The 18,233-nt window shown below is 64.1% G+C and carries 19 protein-coding genes and 1 pseudogene; 11 read left to right on the top strand and 9 right to left on the bottom strand.

Annotated elements, in window-relative coordinates; genetic code table 11:
- Positions 1 to 14: 14 nt before the first annotated feature.
- The 6 genes from urtE to BMY71_RS24330 all read right to left on the bottom strand — a co-directional run bounded on the left by urtE (position 15) and on the right by BMY71_RS24330 (position 6,582).
- Positions 15 to 710, bottom strand: a complete 696-nt coding sequence (gene urtE / locus BMY71_RS07710; protein ID WP_092682852.1) for an urea ABC transporter ATP-binding subunit UrtE — start codon at positions 708 to 710, stop codon at positions 15 to 17.
- A 193-nt stretch (positions 711 to 903) separates the two neighbouring features.
- Positions 904 to 1,668, bottom strand: coding sequence for an urea ABC transporter ATP-binding protein UrtD (gene urtD / locus BMY71_RS07715; protein ID WP_092682854.1), 765 nt, complete (start codon positions 1,666 to 1,668; stop codon positions 904 to 906).
- On the bottom strand, positions 1,665 to 2,858 hold the full coding sequence (gene urtC / locus BMY71_RS07720) for an urea ABC transporter permease subunit UrtC (protein ID WP_092682856.1): 1,194 nt from the start codon (positions 2,856 to 2,858) through the stop codon (positions 1,665 to 1,667). The genes urtD and urtC overlap by 4 nt, the downstream gene beginning before the upstream one ends.
- A 238-nt stretch (positions 2,859 to 3,096) precedes the next feature.
- Positions 3,097 to 4,725 carry an urea ABC transporter permease subunit UrtB gene (urtB, locus tag BMY71_RS07730; RefSeq protein ID WP_092682860.1) on the bottom strand — a complete coding sequence of 543 codons (1,629 nt, stop codon included), beginning with the start codon at positions 4,723 to 4,725 and terminating at the stop codon, positions 3,097 to 3,099.
- Positions 4,726 to 4,879: 154 nt separating this feature from the next.
- Positions 4,880 to 6,202, bottom strand: coding sequence for an urea ABC transporter substrate-binding protein (gene urtA / locus BMY71_RS07735; protein WP_092682862.1), 1,323 nt, complete (start codon positions 6,200 to 6,202; stop codon positions 4,880 to 4,882).
- Between the two features lie 155 nt (positions 6,203 to 6,357).
- The gene (locus BMY71_RS24330) at positions 6,358 to 6,582 is read right to left on the bottom strand and encodes a hypothetical protein (RefSeq protein WP_139202612.1); all 225 of its coding nucleotides are present in this window, start codon (positions 6,580 to 6,582) and stop codon (positions 6,358 to 6,360) included.
- Positions 6,583 to 6,703: 121 nt separating this feature from the next.
- Between BMY71_RS24330 and BMY71_RS07740 the strand changes: the two genes are divergently transcribed.
- The 3 genes from BMY71_RS07740 to BMY71_RS07750 all read left to right on the top strand — a co-directional run bounded on the left by BMY71_RS07740 (position 6,704) and on the right by BMY71_RS07750 (position 8,957).
- Positions 6,704 to 8,152 (top strand): DEAD/DEAH box helicase, encoded by a 1,449-nt coding sequence (locus BMY71_RS07740; protein WP_092682864.1) that lies wholly within the window; start codon positions 6,704 to 6,706, stop codon positions 8,150 to 8,152.
- A 23-nt stretch (positions 8,153 to 8,175) separates the two neighbouring features.
- Positions 8,176 to 8,460, top strand: coding sequence for a translation initiation factor IF-1 (gene infA / locus BMY71_RS07745; RefSeq protein WP_011503902.1), 285 nt, complete (start codon positions 8,176 to 8,178; stop codon positions 8,458 to 8,460).
- Between the two features lie 284 nt (positions 8,461 to 8,744).
- A complete protein-coding gene (locus BMY71_RS07750) occupies positions 8,745 to 8,957 on the top strand; it encodes a cold-shock protein (RefSeq protein WP_011440687.1) in 213 nt (70 codons plus the stop codon).
- Between the two features lie 139 nt (positions 8,958 to 9,096).
- Here the strand turns inward: BMY71_RS07750 and BMY71_RS07755 are convergent, their stop codons facing one another.
- The 3 genes and pseudogenes from BMY71_RS07755 to BMY71_RS07765 all read right to left on the bottom strand — a co-directional run bounded on the left by BMY71_RS07755 (position 9,097) and on the right by BMY71_RS07765 (position 10,892).
- Complete coding sequence (locus tag BMY71_RS07755; protein ID WP_092682866.1) at positions 9,097 to 9,720, bottom strand: TadE/TadG family type IV pilus assembly protein; 624 nt, start codon at positions 9,718 to 9,720, stop codon at positions 9,097 to 9,099.
- 8 nt (positions 9,721 to 9,728) lie between these two features.
- The gene (locus BMY71_RS07760; RefSeq protein WP_092682868.1) at positions 9,729 to 10,274 is read right to left on the bottom strand and encodes a TadE/TadG family type IV pilus assembly protein; all 546 of its coding nucleotides are present in this window, start codon (positions 10,272 to 10,274) and stop codon (positions 9,729 to 9,731) included.
- A 190-nt stretch (positions 10,275 to 10,464) separates the two neighbouring features.
- Positions 10,465 to 10,892: pseudogene (locus BMY71_RS07765) on the bottom strand (pilus assembly protein N-terminal domain-containing protein).
- Positions 10,893 to 11,334: 442 nt separating this feature from the next.
- Here BMY71_RS07765 and BMY71_RS07770 point away from each other — a divergent pair.
- The 8 genes from BMY71_RS07770 (at position 11,335) to BMY71_RS07800 (ending at position 18,228) form a co-directional block, all read left to right on the top strand.
- Positions 11,335 to 11,499 carry a Flp family type IVb pilin gene (locus BMY71_RS07770; RefSeq protein ID WP_092682870.1) on the top strand — a complete coding sequence of 55 codons (165 nt, stop codon included), beginning with the start codon at positions 11,335 to 11,337 and terminating at the stop codon, positions 11,497 to 11,499.
- A gap of 95 nt (positions 11,500 to 11,594) precedes the next feature.
- Positions 11,595 to 11,732, top strand: coding sequence for a hypothetical protein (locus BMY71_RS24855; RefSeq protein WP_175557630.1), 138 nt, complete (start codon positions 11,595 to 11,597; stop codon positions 11,730 to 11,732).
- Positions 11,733 to 11,827: 95 nt separating this feature from the next.
- Positions 11,828 to 12,352, top strand: coding sequence for an A24 family peptidase (locus BMY71_RS07775; RefSeq protein ID WP_011503907.1), 525 nt, complete (start codon positions 11,828 to 11,830; stop codon positions 12,350 to 12,352).
- 124 nt (positions 12,353 to 12,476) lie between these two features.
- Positions 12,477 to 13,277, top strand: a complete 801-nt coding sequence (cpaB, locus tag BMY71_RS07780) for a Flp pilus assembly protein CpaB (RefSeq protein WP_092682872.1) — start codon at positions 12,477 to 12,479, stop codon at positions 13,275 to 13,277.
- 13 nt (positions 13,278 to 13,290) lie between these two features.
- Positions 13,291 to 14,733: a type II and III secretion system protein family protein gene (locus BMY71_RS07785; RefSeq protein ID WP_092682874.1), complete on the top strand. Its 1,443-nt coding sequence runs from the start codon at positions 13,291 to 13,293 to the stop codon at positions 14,731 to 14,733.
- 19 nt (positions 14,734 to 14,752) lie between these two features.
- Positions 14,753 to 15,484 (top strand): CpaD family pilus assembly protein, encoded by a 732-nt coding sequence (locus BMY71_RS07790; protein WP_092682876.1) that lies wholly within the window; start codon positions 14,753 to 14,755, stop codon positions 15,482 to 15,484.
- Positions 15,481 to 16,758, top strand: a complete 1,278-nt coding sequence (locus tag BMY71_RS07795) for a CpaE/TadZ family protein (RefSeq protein WP_092682878.1) — start codon at positions 15,481 to 15,483, stop codon at positions 16,756 to 16,758. Before BMY71_RS07790 ends, BMY71_RS07795 begins: the two co-directional genes overlap by 4 nt.
- 21 nt (positions 16,759 to 16,779) lie before the next feature.
- The gene (locus tag BMY71_RS07800) at positions 16,780 to 18,228 is read left to right on the top strand and encodes a TadA family conjugal transfer-associated ATPase (protein ID WP_011503912.1); all 1,449 of its coding nucleotides are present in this window, start codon (positions 16,780 to 16,782) and stop codon (positions 18,226 to 18,228) included.
- The last annotated feature ends 5 nt before the right edge of the window (positions 18,229 to 18,233 follow it).

Genomic DNA, 18,233 nt, shown 5'->3' on the forward strand with positions numbered 1-18,233 from the left:
TCGGCCACAAATGATCAGAGCGCCATTTGCCGGCTGATCTCCGCGGGGTCAAGCGTCGCCCGATCGCAGCTGAACTTCACCGCGCCGCGATCCATCACCGCAAAGCTGTCGCCGAGCTCGCAAGCGAAATCGAGATATTGCTCGACCAGCACAATGGCGATGTTGCCGAGGCTGCGCAAATAGGAAATCGCCCGGCCGATGTCCTTGATGATCGACGGCTGAATGCCTTCGGTCGGCTCGTCGAGCAGCAGCAGCTTCGGCCGCATCACCAGCGCGCGGCCGATCGCCAATTGCTGTTGCTGGCCGCCGCTCAGATCGCCGCCGCGCCGGCGCAGCATCGAGTTGAGCACCGGAAACAGCGAGAACACATCGTCGGGGATCGATTTGTCGGCGCGCTTCAGCGGCGCGTAGCCGGTCTTGAGATTCTCCTCGACCGTGAGCAGCGGAAAAATCTCGCGGCCCTGCGGCACCAGCGAGATGCCGCGCCGCGCCCGCTCATAGGGCTTCAGATGCGAGATGTCGGCGCCGTCGAATTGGATCGACCCGGACGCGATCGGCTGCTGGCCGACCATCGCGCGCAGCAGGCTGGTCTTGCCGACTCCGTTGCGGCCGAGCACGCAAGTGACCTTGCCGGGCTCCGCGGCAATCGAAACCCCGCGCAACGCCTGCGCCGCGCCGTAGTACAGGCTGATGTTGTCGACGGTCAGCATGGGACTACCTCAGACTGTGTTGAGCGGACGGCGGCAATCCCATCACCGTTGTCATCCCCCGCGAAAGCGGGGGATCCAGTACGCCGTAGCGTCTCGGCGAGCGTGGAGCGCTCTGGAATACTGGGTCGCCTGCGCGGGCGATGACGGGGGGCGTGTGCGGCAGCCGCGTGAAACATCCTGGGAATACTCATCCTCATCGCCCCAGATACACTTCGACGACGCGTTCGTTGGCCGAGACGTCGTCGATACTTCCTTCGGCCAGCACCGTGCCCTCGTGCAGGCACGTCACCTTGACACCGAGTTCGCGCACGAAGGTCATGTCGTGCTCGACAACGACCACGGTCTTGTCGTGGCTGTTGATCTCTTTCAACAGCTCGGCGGTCTGATGAGTTTCGACGTCGGTCATGCCGGCGACCGGCTCGTCGACCAGCAACAACTTGGGGTCCTGTGCCAGCAACATACCGATTTCGAGCCATTGCTTCTGGCCGTGCGACAGCGAGCCTGCGAGCCTTTCGCGCGCCTCGGTGAGACGGATGATGTCGAGGACGCGGTCGATCCGCTTGCTCTCCGGTTCGCTCCGCCGCCAGAACAGCGTGCCGCGAACGCGATGGTCGACGTTGAGCGCGAGCAGCAGATTGTCCTCGATGGTCTGGCTTTCGAACACCGTCGGCTTCTGGAATTTGCGGCCGATGCCGAGCTTGGCGATCTGCGTCTCGTCGAGCTTGGTGAGATCGGTGGTGCCATCGAACACCACCTCGCCTTTGTCGGGCTTGGTCTTGCCGGTGATGATGTCCATCATCGTGGTCTTGCCGGCGCCGTTCGGGCCGATGATGGCGCGCATCTCGCCGGGCTCGAGCGTCAACGACAGATTGTTGATCGCACGGAAGCCGTCGAACGAGACGTGGACGCCGTCGAGATACAGCATCGCCGAGGTGGTACGGGTCTCCAGTAGGCTCATCGCTTCACCATGGTCGGTTCGATCACGCCGTCCTCGCGCGCGGCGCTTTCGGCCGCGGCGGCGATCGCGCTGTCGCGCTGCGCTTGTCCTCTCTCCTTGCGGCCCTCCCACCAGGCGTTGAAGGTGCCGATGATGCCCTTCGGCAGCAGCAGCGTCACCAGCACGAACAACGCGCCGAGCATGAACAGCCAATACGGCGCCAGCGGCCCGGAGGTGAACACGGTCTTGGCGTAGTTGACGACGACGGCGCCGAGTGCTGCGCCGACCAGCGTGCCGCGACCGCCGACCGCGACCCAGATCACCGCCTCGATCGAATTCGCCGGAGCGAATTCGCCGGGATTGATGATGCCCACTTGCGGCACGTACAGCGCGCCGGCGACGCCGGCCATGCAGGCCGACAGCGTGAACACGAACAGTTTATAGGTCTCGACGCGGTAGCCGAGGAACCGGGTGCGGCTCTCGGCGTCGCGGATCGCGATCAGCACCTTGCCGAGCTTGGAGGTCACCACCGCGCGGCAGATCAGGAAGCCGATCGCCAGCGCCAGACAGCTCAGCACGAACAGCGCGGCGCGGGTGCCGTCGGCCTGGATGTTGAAACCGAGAATGTCCTTGAAGTCGGTCAGACCGTTGTTGCCGCCGAACCCGAAATCGTTGCGGAAGAACGCCAGCAGCAGCGCGTAGGTCATCGCCTGGGTGATGATCGACAGATACACCCCGGTGACGCGCGAGCGGAACGCCAGCCAGCCGAAGCAGAAGGCGAGCAGGCCCGGCACCACCAGCACCATCAGCGCCGCGAACCAGAACATGTCGAATCCGGTCCAGTACCACGGCAATTCCTTGTAGTTCAGGAACACCATGAAATCCGGCAGCACCGGATTGGCATAGACGCCGCGATCCCCGATCTGGCGCATCAGATACATCCCCATCGCGTATCCGCCGAGCGCGAAGAACGCGCCGTGGCCGAGCGAGAGAATGCCGCAATAGCCCCAGATCAAGTCGATCGAGAGTGCGAGGATGGCGTAGCAGACATATTTGCCGAACAGCGAGATCAGATAGGTCGGCACGTGCAGGAACGAGCTTTCGGGAAGCAGCAGGTTCGACAGCGGCAGCAGAATGCCGAGCGCGGCGAGCACCAGCAGGAAGATCGTCGCGCTGCGATTGAGCGAGCGGCTGAGGATGTGCGGGGTCATAGGAGCCTCTCCCGCACCGTGACGCCGCGCGCGTCCCTCACCCATACGGGCAAAGCAATCGCATCGAGAGTTTCGAAAGCCATTGCGCCGGCGCCTTCTTCACCCTCCCCCTCCAGGGGAGGGTGATCCTCGGCCGCGAGCACTGAGCTTGTGGCAAGTGCCCCCACCCCGGCCCTCCCCCGCAAGCGGGAGAGGGAGTTGGGCTGCGGCTCGGAGCAGATTCGATACACAACGCTCCTCATGCTTCCACCGCCCGGCCCTTCAGCGCGAACAGGCCGCGCGGGCGCTTCTGGATGAACAGGATGATCAGCACCAGGATCGCGATCTTGGCCAGCACCGCGCCGGCCACCGGCTCCAGGAACTTGTTGGCGATGCCGAGCGAGAACGCGCCGACCAGCGTGCCCCACAGATTGCCGACGCCGCCGAACACCACGACCATGAAAGAGTCGATGATGTAACTCTGGCCGAGGTTCGGAGAAACGTTGTCGATCTGTGACAGCGCCACGCCGGCGATGCCGGCGATGCCGCTTCCGAGCCCGAAGGTCAGCGCGTCGACCCGCGAGGTGGCGATGCCCATCGACGCCGCCATCCGGCGGTTCTGCGTCACCGCGCGCATCTCGAGGCCGAGGGCGGTGTAGCGCAGCATCGCCAGCAGGATCGCGAACACCGCCAGTGTGAAGCACAGGATCCACAGCCGATTGTAGGTGATGGTGATCTGGCCGAGTTCGAACGCGCCGCTCATCCAGGAGGGATTGCCGACTTCGCGATTGGTCGGGCCGAACAGCGTGCGCACCGCCTGCTGCAGGATCAGCGACAGCCCCCAGGTCGCCAGCAGCGTTTCCAGCGGCCGGCCGTAGAGGAAGCGGATCACGCTGCGCTCGATCAGCACGCCGATCGCCCCCGCAACGAGGAAGGCCAGCGGCACCGCGATCAGCAGCGAATAGTCGAACAGCGCCGGATAGCTGGTGCGGATCACCTCCTGCACCACGAAGGTGGTGTAGGCGCCGAGCATCACCATCTCGCCATGCGCCATATTGATGACCCCCATCACGCCGAAGGTGATGGCGAGCCCGATCGCGGCCAGCAGCAGCACCGAGCCGAGCGACAGCCCGTACCAAGCGTTCTGCACCATCGACCACAGCGACAGATTGCGCTCGATTGCCGCTTTGGCACTTGCGATGCCGCTCGCCACCGCCGCGCTCTGCTCGCCCGGCACGCCGATCAGGAGCGCCATCGCCTCCTGATCGCCGCGGGCCTTGAGGGTGGCGATGGCGTCGAGCTTGTCGACGTCGGAGGCGTCCTGCTTGAACAGCAGGATCGACGCGCGCGCCTCGGCGAAGGCCTGTCTGGCGGCGGCGTTTTTCTCCGCCTTCAGCGCGGCCTCGACCGTCGCCAGCATGGTCTCGTCGTGGGTCTTGAACACCGACTGCGCCGCCTGGATGCGCTTGTTCAGGTCCGGCGACAGCAGCGTCAAGCCCGCCATCGCGCCCGACACGGCGCGGCGCAGCTTGTTGTTGAGGCGGACCGCCTCGGCCCTCGCCGGCAACGCGGCGACGGTTTCGCCGGTCACCGCATTGCTGATCTTGCCGTCGTCGGCCTTGATGAACACGGTCTTCGCGTCGGTGTCGGCGAACAGCCGGCCGTCCTGCAGCGCGACGATGATGGTAGCGGCGCGCGGATTGCCGCTGGCGACCAGCCTGCCGATCGCCTCCTCGGTGTCGGAGAACGAGCCCGCGGAAAACTGCGCCACGGCGTCCTCATAGGGACCGGCCAGCGCCGGCTGGGGCGCGAGATGGACGACAGCGAGTACCACGGCGGCGAACAACAGGCGCGACAGCAAGGCGCGCAGCAAACGGATCAGCGGCACTGAAATGTCCCGACAAGGATGAAGGTGCGGTGCGTAGCTTCGAAGGCGGAGAGGGCGGCGCGCAACCGGCGTCGTCGCCCTCTCCTGTTGGGACGTCAGCGGGTGATCAGGCGCCCTATCAGGTGCCTGATCAAGTGCCTGATCAAGTGCCTGATCAAGTGCCCTGGCCGCCGCACTTCTTGGTCACGGTGTTGTAGTTGCCGCACTTCAGCGTCACCCAATCACCGATCAGGTCCTTGGAGCCGTCAAGTTCCTTGGACCATGCGTCGCCCGGCACCAGACCCGGGGTCTTCCAGACCACGTCGAACTGACCGTCGCCCTTGATCTCGCCGATGAACACCGGCTTGGTGATGTGATGGTTCGGCAGCATTTCCGAGACGCCGCCGGTCAGGTTCGGCGCCTTGGTGCCCGGCAGCGCATCGATCACCTTGTCGGCCTCGACCGACTTGGCCTTTTCGACCGCCTTGACCCACATGTCGAAGCCGATCACATGGGCTTCCATCGGGTCGTTGGTCACGCGCTTGGGGTTCTTGGTGTAGGCCTGCCAAGCCTTGATGAACTCGGCGTTCTTCGGGTCCTTGATCGACTGGAAGTAGTTCCACGCGGCGAGATGGCCGAGCAGCGGCTTGGTGTCGATGCCGGCGAGCTCTTCTTCGCCGACCGAGAACGCCACCACCGGAATGTCGGTGGCCTTGATGCCCTGGTTGCCGAGTTCCTTGTAGAACGGCACGTTGGCGTCGCCATTGATGGTCGACACCACCGCGGTCTTCTTGCCCGCCGAACCGAACTTCTTGATGTCGGCGACGATGGTCTGCCAGTCGCTGTGACCGAACGGGGTGTAGTTGATCATGATGTCTTCGGACTTGACGCCCTTCGACTTCAGATAGGCTTCCAGAATCTTATTGGTGGTGCGGGGATAGACGTAGTCGGTGCCGGCCAGAACCCAGCGCTGCACCTTCTCTTCCTTGGCGAGATAGTCGACCGCCGGGATCGCCTGCTGGTTCGGCGCGGCGCCGGTGTAGAACACGTTGCGCTCGCTCTCCTCGCCCTCGTACTGCACGGGATAGAACAGGATCGAGTTCAGTTCCTTGAACACCGGCAGCACCGATTTGCGCGAAACCGAGGTCCAGCAGCCGAACACCACGGAAACCTTGTCCTTGGTGATCAGTTCGCGCGCCTTCTCGGCGAAGAGCGGCCAGTTCGACGCCGGGTCGACCACGACCGCCTCGAGCTTCTTGCCGAGCACGCCGCCCTTCTTGTTCTGCTCGTCGATCAGGAACAGCACGGTGTCCTTCAACGTGGTTTCGCTGATTGCCATGGTGCCGGACAGAGAGTGCAGAACGCCGACCTTAATGGTGTCGTCGGCAGCTTTCGCGGGCGCAAAGGTCGACAGGCCGATCGCCAGACCGGCGGCGGCGGCCAGCCAGCTGCGACGGCTCATTGGCGTCCTGATTTGAGATTTGGATTCGATACGCATGCGTTGTCATCTCCCTGACGCAGAATGATGTCCGACCACACGGCCGTCTGCGGCAAAGGAATCGCAAGAAGTGTGCCATGCCCGCGAAGGCACTTAACTAACTGATAGAAAAAGGATAACGAGCGTTACTCGAAAACCGCGCCAGACCTACCTGCTTAAAATATGTGCGCTGGAATTGCATCGACGTTGGACACGCAGCCCACGTCGTAGGCAGCGAAATCGCGACTGACGAGAAACTGTCCGGCATATGCGTCGATGCGGCGATGCACTTCGTCCTTGAAAGCGCCGCTTTGATGTTCCATATATGTTTCAAGACCTTGAGAATCATCAGGTCGCCGCGAGCCGCGTGTTCTGATCCCCGCGTTCTCGATATCGTACATTTCGATATCGGATAGCGGTCTCTGGCTCGTCTTTCAGCCGATTAGAGCCGACGCTCCAAACACGCGAGCGTCCCGGTTTGTGCGCGCACCCGACGGAATTCGTCGGGCGCTTGCTTTCACAATGGAAAGAACCAATCTTTTGACCTCGTTTCAGGATTTCGGCCTCGCCGATCCCATCTCCCGTGCGCTTCAGGAAGAAAACTACACCATCCCCACGCCGATCCAGGCGCAGACCATTCCTCTCGCCCTCGCCGGCCGCGACGTCGTCGGCATTGCCCAGACCGGCACCGGCAAGACCGCCTCTTTCGCGCTGCCGATCCTGCACCGCATCCTCGCGGACCGCATCAAGCCGCAGCCGAAGAACTGCCGCGTTCTGGTGCTGAGCCCGACCCGCGAACTCTCCGGGCAGATCCTCGACAGCTTCAACGCCTATGGCCGCCACATCCGCCTCAGCTCCACGCTGGCGATCGGCGGCGTGCCAATGGGCCGCCAGGTCCGCTCCCTGATGCAGGGCGTGGAAGTTCTGGTCGCAACCCCGGGCCGCCTGCTCGACCTCGTGCAGAGCAACGCGCTGCGGCTCGGCCAGGTCGAGTTCCTGGTGCTCGACGAAGCCGACCGTATGCTCGACATGGGCTTCATCAACGACATCCGGAAGATCGTCGCCAAGCTGCCGATCAAGCGCCAGACGCTGTTCTTCTCGGCCACCATGCCGAAGGACATCGCCGATCTCGCCGAGCAGATGCTGCGCGATCCGGCCCGTGTCGCAGTGACGCCGGTGGCGTCGACCGTGGAGCGCATCAACCAGCGCGTGATCCATCTCGATCACTCCGCCAAGCCGGCGATGCTCGCCCAGATCCTGCAGCAGGACGGGGTCAACCAGGCGCTGGTGTTCACGCGCACCAAGCATGGCGCCGACAAGGTGGTGAAGGGCCTGCAGCGCGCCGGCATCACCGCTGACGCCATCCACGGCAACAAGTCGCAGAACTATCGCGAGCGGGTGCTCGCGGCGTTCCGCACCGGTGAGCTGCGCACGCTGGTCGCGACCGATATCGCCGCGCGCGGCATCGACGTCGACGGCGTCTCGCACGTCGTCAATTTCGACCTGCCGAACATCCCCGAGACCTATGTCCACCGCATCGGCCGCACCGCGCGCGCCGGCGCCGAGGGCACCGCGATCTCGCTGTGCGCCGGCGGCGAAGAGGTCGGCTATCTGCGCGACATCGAGAAGCTGATCCGTGTCGCACTGCCGAAGGAAGACCATCGCACGCCGGGCGCCAAGCCGGCCCCGTCGACGGCGCCGCAACGCGGCGGCCAGCGCAATGGCGGCTCGCCCTATCCGGCCCGCGGCGGCGACGCTGCGCCCGGATCGAACGGCCCGCGGCGCCGACGTCGCGCCGGCGGCCCGACGACCGGACGCCATCCGGACGCCCGCCATCCCGAAGCCGCCCGCCACGAACCCGCGGCGCGGGCCCAGCACGGCGGCCAGGCCGAAGGCTTGCAGAGCGTCGCGTTTTTGCAGCGCAAAAATCGTCCCGCCCAAAAGACCACCACTCAACGACCGCAACGCTGATCAAGACCGATCTGGAGATCACGATGGCTAAAGAAGAGCTGATCCAGTTCGAAGGACTGGTGACCGAAATCCTTCCCGACGCGCGGTATCGTGTCCAGCTGGACGCCGGACACGAGATCGTTGCCTACACCGCAGGCAAGATGAAGAAGAATCGTATCAAGACGCTGGCCGGCGACCGGGTGACGATCGAGATGTCGCCCTACGATCTCGAGAAGGGCCGCCTGATCTTCCGGCACAAGGACGAGCGTCCGGGCGGGACCGGCGCGCCGCGCGGCGCGCCGCCGCGGGGTCAGTTCCGGCGCAGGTAAGTCATCTACCGGATACCACACGACATGCGCTTTGCCGTTCCACGGCAAAGCGCCCTCCGTCAAGTTGCGGACCCGCCCCCCGTCCAAAAAATCACGCATGTCAGGATTGTTTTGAGCGCAGGCTTCGCATAATATCGGTTAATCGATTTTCGGCCGGACGACATTAGCTACTACCGGTACAGCCGGTTCAGACGCTGACGACCCTTCCAAAAATTCGATCTCACCAGCCCGCCTGGCAACCAAGTGGGCTCCGACCGTGTCTATATTGAGAAGGGACTACCCCCGTGAGCATGGGAACCGTGAAGTGGTTCAACGCGACCAAGGGCTACGGCTTCATCCAGCCGGATGATGGCGGCAACGACGTGTTCGTTCACATCAGCGCCGTCGAGCGCGCGGGCCTCGGCACGCTGCGCGAAGGCCAGAAGATCAGCTACGAAATCGTCGCCGATCGCCGTTCTGGCAAGTCGTCCGCCGACAATCTGCGCGCTGCCAGCTAAGCAGATCGTCTGGTTGAGGATACCGAGGCCGCGCCGACAGCGCGGCCTTTTTTTGTTTCTGATGCCAGATCAGCGCATCTGATGCCGAGACGACTCGACCGGCGCAATCGCGCAGCGGCGCAAACCCACTTCCATCAGATCATAACGTCGGACAAATTTGGGTGTCGTACAGGACGCAGAGCGACTGGCGCGGCCGGGTGTACGATTCATCGGCCAGCTTGACTCCGGTTTTCGCCAAAAAATAACCGACCGCAGGCGTATACTGATAGTTCACTTCGCTCAGGATCAGATAGGTGTCCTTGACCTTGAGCCCGTCCGGAAGGGTCGTCAACGTATCGCCCGGCTTGCGCTTCGGTGCGGCGAACTTAGCGGTAGGGTTGCCGCCGCTCTGCGCAACGGTCGCTGTCTTGCTCCATTGCACCTTGGCCACGCCGGCCTGGTTCACGTAGATTTCGGAAATCGTCGCCTCCGCCGTATCCGTCGGATAGGGCGCCAGCACGCCATAGCTCGCCAGGAACACGTTCGGCAAATCTTTGTCCGTGACCGAGGTCGCCTGCGATACAAGGTCCGACAGGGTGCGGGACACCAGCGTCACCTTGCGGTCGACCGCCACCCACGTGGAAATTTCGACCGTGGCGAAGAACATCAGCAACATCAGCGGGACGATGAAGGCGAATTCCGTCGCCGCAAGGCCGCTGCGGTCTCTCGCCAGCCGCTCGCCGCAGCGGCGCGCATCGACCCAGATCTTTACCAGCGCTCTCATCGTCGATCCTAATTGCTGTAAGGCTCGTTGCGGAAAGCCGCCGTCGCGGTCAGCAGCCGCTTGCTGCCGGACAGATTGGCAACGTTGTAGCCGAGCCCGGTGACGAACAGCGGCCATTGATAAAACGCGCGCACCACTACGACGTCGCCGGCCTGTCCGGGGGCGTACTTCATGTTGTCGACGAAATTCTTGTTGGCGTCGATCGGCGGCGATATGTCCACTTTCGAGAAGTCAGTTCCGTAGCTCTGCACGTCGACGAAGACACCGCTGCAAGTGAACAATCCACCGAGCCGGCCGCAGACATCGTCGCGAAACTTGGACTGCGAAAAGGAACCGCCCTGCGCCTGTCCGGTGAGGATCAATCGCGCAGAGTCCTGTACCGCGGTCTCCAGCACCTGGCCGGCAAAGAACATCAGCGCGACTTCGATGATCGCGAACAACAGGCCGAAGAAGATCGGCGCGATCAGCGCGAACTCGATCGCCGCTGATCCTCGTCGGTTGCGGCCGAACCGGCGCATCAAAACCGCAGCGCGCGAAACAAACAACGACATCATTGGCGGGTTCTCGGCACCAAGCGGGTTTCTCTCGCCGGAAACCTAATCGAAACTGATTGTGGAAGTGTTTCGCCGGATCGAAACAAAGTCACTCGCGCCGTTGACGTCGGGTTAACCATGATGCAACGCGGCACCGCCCCCGGCGCGCAACCGTGCGCCGACGCCGAGCCCCGTGAGGACCGACGGCTTGTCAGTTGCCCTTGGCGGCCGCGCCCGTCGCCTGGGTGTTGAGCGTGCCGGCTTGATCAATCGTCGATTTGAAGTAGCCCTCCGAGTCGCCGAGCGTGATCCGGCGCTGGCATACGGGCATACAGCTATAGGACTCGCGTTCGACGCCTCGATACACCGTGACGACGTTATCCATCGGGCCTTCGACCTGGATCAGCCGGTCGGCAATCACCGCTCCCTTGCGATCCTGCGATCCATCGCGATCACATTGGTCGCGCCATATCCCTTTCCGGTGACCACGACCATGCCGCCGGGCTGCAACGTGACATCGGCAATCAGCGGATTGCCAACCACCAGCGTCGAGATGTTCTGCGGCAGCCTGATCAGCTTGGCCTGATCGACATTGACGGAAACCGTGTCTTCGCCCGCCGCCATCGCGGCCGACGACATCAGACCGATCACGAATGAAGAGACAACGAGCGCTGCGCGCACCGGGCGCGAGGGGCGGATCAACATACTTTACTCCGGGGCATCAACAGGCCGGCAAAAGCAGATACGCAGCGGAGCCGGCGCCCGACATGGCAAAGGTGCCGTTAATTGATGAATGAACCGCAAACACAGACCATCGAATTCGAGACAGCCTGTCCGATCACGGCGCAACTCGCTCGAAACATGATCAGGATTGGTAACTGATTGCCGCGATCGGTAGAGTTTTCAGCAGTTTAATCCCGCATTTACCGTACCCAAGAAGTGGCCGTTGCCCCCGTGTTTCAGCAATCGAATTAACTGCGCTGCAATTTCCCGACCTTAGGGTGACGCCATGGTCACGGTGCTGAGAACGCCGCCAAGACCACAGTTAGTTCGACAGCCACGTGTACATGGAGCTACCCCGATGAAGAACATCCTCGCACGTTTCGTTAAGGACGAGTCCGGCGCCACCGCGATCGAGTACGGTCCGATCGCCGCCGGCATCGCGCTGGCCATCATTGCCGCCGTCAACGGCCTCGGCACCGCCCTGAACACCCGCTTCGGCAGCGTCACGACTTCGCTCAAGTAAGCGGCGTTTAAGCCTTCAATCAAGGCCTCGGCGAACCGGGGCCTTTTTTGATTCCCGTGGCGGCCGTCGATCGCGACTGATCCGAGAATCCTGTCATGCGTAAACTCGATCCTGCTTCGGCGGCCGACGCGACCAGACCTGAAATTCCGGAGCTCGCGGCCCGACAGGCCGTCTGCGCAGCGCTTGCGCTCGGCATCCTGGCGATTGCGGCCCGTCTCGCGATGATCTGGTGAACGGCCGTCCGCGTTTTCCGATCGTTCACTTCTGCCGGCTAAGCTGACCGCCGCATTCGCATCAGATTTGCCCACCGTCCCGGCGAGATTCGATCATGGTCGCTGACCTCTTGCGCTTGTCGCTGTTCCCGGCCCTGATGGCTTTCGCGGCGGCGAGCGATCTGTTCACCATGACGATTTCCAACCGGGTCTCGCTGCTGCTGGTGGCGGGGTTCATCGTGCTCGCCCCGCTCACCGGAATGGGCCTCTATGAGATCGCGTCCCATTTCGGCGCAGGCCTCGCCGTGCTCGCGGTCGCGTTCGGATGCTTCGCGATGGGCTGGGTCGGCGGCGGCGACGCCAAGGTCGCGGCGGCCGCGGCGCTGTGGTTCGGCTTCGGCCATCTGCTCGACTATCTGGTCTATGCCTCGCTGTTCGGCGGCGCGCTGACGCTGCTGCTGCTGAGCTTCCGGCAATGGCCGCTGCCTTACCAGCTCGCCGGCCAAGGCTGGCTGATGCGTCTCCACGCCAAGGAGACGGGCATCCCCTACGGCATTGCGCTGGCGATGGGCGCCCTTGCGGTTTATCCGCAGACCGAATGGATTCAGGCGGTCGATCTGGCGCGGTTTGCAGCGCATTGAGGCGCGAGAAACAACGCGTTAACGCGATTTAGATACGCCTCATTAACCATGCTTTGACGAATAGCTGTTCAACTCCCGGTACTGCGGCGGGGTGTATCGCCGAGTGATCCGGGAAGTAAAGCGTATGAACACCGCGCGCATCGTCGTCCTGACCATTGCTATCGGCGCTGGCGCCGTTGCCGCCTATCTGGCGAGTGGCGGCGGCAACCAGGAGGCCGCAGGTCCGGCCGCGCCCGTCGCAGAATTGCCGACCGTCGAAGTGCTGGTTGCGAAATCCGATATTCCGCTCGGCCAGCCGGTCGGGCCCGGCGACATGCAGTGGCAGACCTGGCCGGCAGCGACCGCGAGCGCCAACTTCATTCGCCGCAACGAGCGCCCCGAAGCGACCACGCAGCTGGCCGGTTCGATCGCGCGTTCGCAATTCATCGCCGGCGAGCCGATCCGCGAACAGAAGCTGGTCAAGGCGAACGGCTCCGGCTTCATGGCTGCGATCCTTCCGACCGGAATGCGGGCGGTCTCGACTGAGATCTCGCCGGAGACCGGCGCAGGCGGCTTCATCCTGCCCAACGACAGGGTCGACGTCATTCTGTCGAAGCGCGACAAGAATCCCGACCGCGCCGGCGGCGGCGGCGACGTGGTCAATTCCGAGATCATCCTGAGCAACGTGCGTGTTCTCGCCATCGATCAGGCGATCGAGGAGAAGAACGGGCAAAAGGTCGTGGTCGGCAAGACCGCCACGCTCGAACTGAAGCCCGAACAGGCGGAATTCCTGGCGCGCGCGCGGCAGAGCGGCACGCTGTCGCTCGCGCTTCGCAGCCTCGTCGATGCCAACGCTCCGACCGCCACCGAGGAGATCGGGGGCAAACGCGACAGCGTCAACGTCGTTCGCTACGGCGTGTCCACGCCAACGACGATGCAGAAGTGATCAGAGGTCGGATATGAGCTACGGCGCCAATCACCGATTCATTCGGACTCTGAAGGGCACGGCGATGGCGTTGTCCGCCGTCGTCGCGCTGACGCTGTTTCCGACCTTTGCGCCGGTACAGGCCAGCGACTATCGCGAAACGCCGGCTCGAATGGGCAACTCCGGCCTCAACGCGCGGCCGCTCGCGCTGGGAATCGGCAAGTCGGTCGTGATCGACCTGCCGCGCGACATCAAGGATGTGCTCGTCGCCGATCCGAAGATCGCCAACGCGGTGGTGCGTTCGGCGCAGCGCGCCTACATCATCGGCGCCGCCGTCGGCCAGACCAACATCGTGTTCTTCGACTCCACCGGCCAGCAGATCGCCGCCTACGACATCGCGGTGACCCGTGACCTCAACGGCATCCGCACCGCGCTGCGGCAGTCGATCCCCAATGCGGACATCCAGGTCGAGGGCCTCGGCGACGGCGTGATGCTGATGGGTTCGGTGTCGACGCCGATCGAGGCGCAGCAGGCCGCTGATCTCGCCGCGCGGCTCGCAGGCGACGCGAGCAAGGTGGTCAACAACATCGCGGTCCGCGGCCGCGACCAGGTGATGCTGAAGATCACCGTGGCCGAGGTGCAGCGCGACATCGTCAAGCAGCTCGGCGTCGATCTGACCGCCAGCATGAACTACGGCACGTCCGTGGTGAAGTTCAGCAACACCAATCCGTTCACCCAATCCGGTGGGCCGCTGGTGGCGAACAACGCGCTGACGACGTCATTCGGCTCGGGGCCGTCGGTGTCAGCGACGCTGCGCGCGATGGAGAGTGCCGGGGTCGTGCGGACGCTGGCCGAACCGAACCTCACGGCGATCTCCGGCGAGCCGGCGAGCTTCCTCGCCGGCGGCGAGTTTCCAGTGCCGAGCGGCGTGACCTGCACCAACAGCCTCTGCACGCCGTCGGTGACGTTCAAGAAATTCGGTGTTCTGCTCAACTTCACCCCGGTGGTTCTGACCGAGGGCCGGATCAGCCTGAAGGTCTCGACCGAGGTCTCCGAGGTCTCGAGCGACAACTCGATCGTCATCGGCGGCCTGTCGGTGCCCTCGATCAAGACCCGCCGTATCGAAAGCACCGTGGAAATCCCGTCCGGCGGTTCGCTGGCGATGGCCGGTTTGATCCAGGAACAGACCAAGCAGGCGATCAACGGCCTGCCCGGCATGACCCAATTGCCGATCCTCGGCACCCTGTTCCGCAGCCGCGACTACATCAACCGGCAGACCGAACTGATGGTGATGGTGACGCCCTATGTGGTGCGCGCGGTGGCGCAGAAGGATCTGTCGCGGCCCGACGACGGCTTCGCCGACGCCTCCGATCCACAGTCGGATCTGCTCGGCAATATCAACCGGATCTACGGCGTCCCCGGACGCACCGGGCCCGCACAAACCTACCGGGGCCGGTTCGGCTTTATCACCGACTGAGCGGGACGAGGACAGCACGATGACATCCATGAAACCCGCCCGCGCAACCCGCGGCTTCGTCTTCGGGGCCGCGTTGACCTGTGTGTCGCTGTCGCTGGGCGCCTGCACCCACACCCGCGGCGCCGGCGACGACGTGACCGCGAGCATTTCAACCGACTACCGACAGCGCCACCCCATCGCGATCCAGGAAGGCGATCACACCATCGTGGTGTTCGTCGGCAACGGCCGCGGCGGCCTGACGACGACGCAGCGCGCCGACGTCGCCGCGTTCGGACAAGGTTGGCTGCGCGAAGGCACCGGCTCGATCATCGCCGAAGTACCCGCGGATACGCCGAACGCGCGCGCCGCCGGGGAAACGCTGCGGGAGATCCAGTCGCTGCTGGCCGCCGGCGGCGTGCCGCAGCGGGGTGTCATCGTCAAGCCCTATCGTCCGACCGATCCGCGCGCCTTCGCGGCGATCCGCCTGATCTACCCGAAAGTCTCCGCCGTCGCCGGCCCCTGCGGGCTGTGGCCCGAGGACATCGGCCCGTCGATCAAGAACAAGGGCTATCTGGACAACAAGCCTTACTGGAATTTCGGCTGCGCCTACCAGCGCAACCTCGCAGCCATGGTCGAGAATCCGTCGGATCTGGTGCAGCCGCGTCCGGAGACGCCGCCTTACGCCGCGCGGCGTGCGACCACCTTCGAGGCCTATCGGACCACCAAGCCCGAGTCTACCGACAAGGCTAAAGTGAGTAACGTCGGACCATGATCAGCTACGCACGCCAGAACCAGGAAGAGCCCGCGGCCGGCGCCTCGTCGTCCGCCACGACGCAGGACGAGCACATCGCGCCGGCGCCGCGTGTATCAGTGCAGGCGTTCTGCGAATCGGTCGAGACCGCGGCGGCCGTGCAGGCCGCCGGCGAAGACCGCCGTCTCACCAAGGCGCATCTGAAGATCCAGATGGGCGGCATGATCGCGGCGATCGAAGCCTATCGCTCGGCGCCGACCCCGAACGTCATCATCCTCGAGACCGATCCGCGCAACGACGTACTCGCCGGCCTCGATCAGCTCGCCACGGTCTGCGACCCGGGAACCCGCGTCATCGTGATCGGCAAGGTCAACGACGTCACGCTGTATCGCGAGCTGGTTCGCCGCGGCGTCAGCGACTACGCGATCGCGCCGGTCGATCCGATCGACGTCGTGCGCTCGATCTGCAATCTGTTCTCCTCGGCGGAAGCCAAGGCGGTCGGCCGCATCATCGCGGTCGTCGGCGCCAAGGGCGGTGTCGGCGCGTCCACCATCGCGCATAACGTCGCCTGGGCGATTGCTCGCGACCTGGCGCTCGACTCCGTCGTCGCCGACCTCGATCTCGCTTTCGGCACCGCCGGCCTCGACTACAACCAGGACCCGCCGCAGGGCATCGCCGAGGCGGTGTTCTCGCCGGACCGCGTCGACACCGCCTTCGTCGATCGTCTGCTGTCGAAATGCACCGATCATCTCAGCCTGCTGGCCGCGCCGGCGACGCTCGATCGGGTCTATGATTTCGGCGCCGACGCGTTCGACTCGATCTTCGACACGCTACGCGCGACGATGCCCTGCATCGTGCTCGACGTGCCGCATCAATGGACCGGTTGGGCGAAACGCGCGCTGATCAACGCCGACGACATCCTGATCGTCGCCGCGCCGGACCTCGCCAATTTGCGCAATGCCAAGAATCTGTACGATCTGCTGAAGGCGTCGCGGCCGAACGATCGACCGCCGTTATACTGCCTGAACCAGGTCGGCGTGCCGAAGCGGCCCGAGATCAATGCCAGCGAGTTCGCCAAGGCGATCGAGAGTCAGCCGATCGTCAGCATCCCGTTCGATCCGCAGATGTTCGGTTCGGCCGCCAATAACGGGCAGATGATCGCGGAGATCGCGGCGTCTCACAAGACCACCGAGATGTTCCTGCAGATCGCCCAGCGACTGACGGGACGCGGTGAAGCCAAGAAGCCGAAAGGCGGCTTCCTGTCGCCGATTCTGGAGAAGCTGCGGGCCAGATAAGTCGCCCACTGGAGTAACGTCGTGTTCGGTAAGCGTAGCGGTTCAGATCAAGAGGTCCGTATTCCGAAGCCGGCCGGTCCGGCTCCGGAGCCGGCGGCGCGCGCGCCCGAGCCCTCCGCGAAGGTGGCGTCGCCTCCGCTCGCGCCGGCCCGCGCCGCGCCTCCGCCGATCGAGGCGCGCCGTTCCGATGTCTATTACCAGGTCAAGGCGACGATCTTCGGCGCGCTGATCGAGGCGATCGATCTGGCGCAGCTCGCCAAGCTCGACGCTGAATCGGCGCGCGAGGAAATCCGCGACATCGTCAACGAAATCATCGCGATCAAGAACATCGTGATGTCGATCGCCGAGCAGGAAGAGCTGCTCGACGACATCTGCAACGACGTGCTCGGCTATGGACCGCTCGAACCGCTGCTGTCGCGAGACGACATCTCCGACATCATGGTCAACGGGTCCGGCACGGTCTATATCGAAGTCGCGGGCCGGATCCAGCGCACCGGCATCCGCTTCCGCGACAACCAGCAGCTCCTCAACATCTGCCAGCGGATCGTCAGCCAGGTCGGCCGGCGCGTCGACGAATCCTCGCCGATCTGCGACGCTCGCCTCGCCGACGGCAGCCGCGTCAACGCCATCGTTCCGCCGCTGGCGATCGACGGCCCCGCACTCACCATTCGTAAGTTCAAGAAGGACAAGCTGACGCTCGACCAACTGGTCAAGTTCGGCGCGATCACGCCGGAGGGAGCGCAGATCCTGCAGATCATCGGCCGCTGCCGCGCCAACGTGCTGATCTCCGGCGGCACCGGCTCCGGCAAGACCACACTGCTGAACTGCCTCACCCAGTATATCGACGACGACGAACGCATCATCACCTGCGAAGACGCGGCCGAACTGCAACTGCAGCAGCCGCACGTGGTCCGCCTCGAAACCCGTCCGCCGAACATCGAAGGCGAAGGTCAGGTCACGATGCGCGAACTGGTGCGCAACTGCCTGCGTATGCGGCCGGAGCGGATCATCGTCGGCGAAGTCCGCGGACCCGAGGCGTTCGACCTGTTGCAGGCGATGAACACCGGCCACGACGGCTCGATGGGCACGCTGCACGCCAACAACCCGCGCGAGGCGCTGTCACGATGCGAATCGATGATCACGATGGGCGGCTTCTCGCTGCCCTCGCGCACCATCCGCGAGATGATCTGCGCCTCGATCGATGTGGTGATCCAGGCCGCGCGCCTGCGCGACGGTTCGCGCCGCATCACCCACATCACCGAAGTGATCGGGATGGAAGGCGACACCATCATCACCCAGGATTTGTTCATCTACGACATGGTCGGTGAGGACGTGAACGGCAACATCATCGGCCGCCATCGCTCCACCGGCATCGGGCGCCCCAAATTCTGGGAGCGCGCGCGTTACTACGGCGAGGAGAAGCGGCTCGCCGCGGCGCTCGACGCCGCCGAAATCGAAGTCGACGTCTAAAAGGA

The organism is Rhodopseudomonas pseudopalustris, from assembly GCF_900110435.1.
Taxonomy (GTDB): domain Bacteria; phylum Pseudomonadota; class Alphaproteobacteria; order Rhizobiales; family Xanthobacteraceae; genus Rhodopseudomonas; species Rhodopseudomonas pseudopalustris.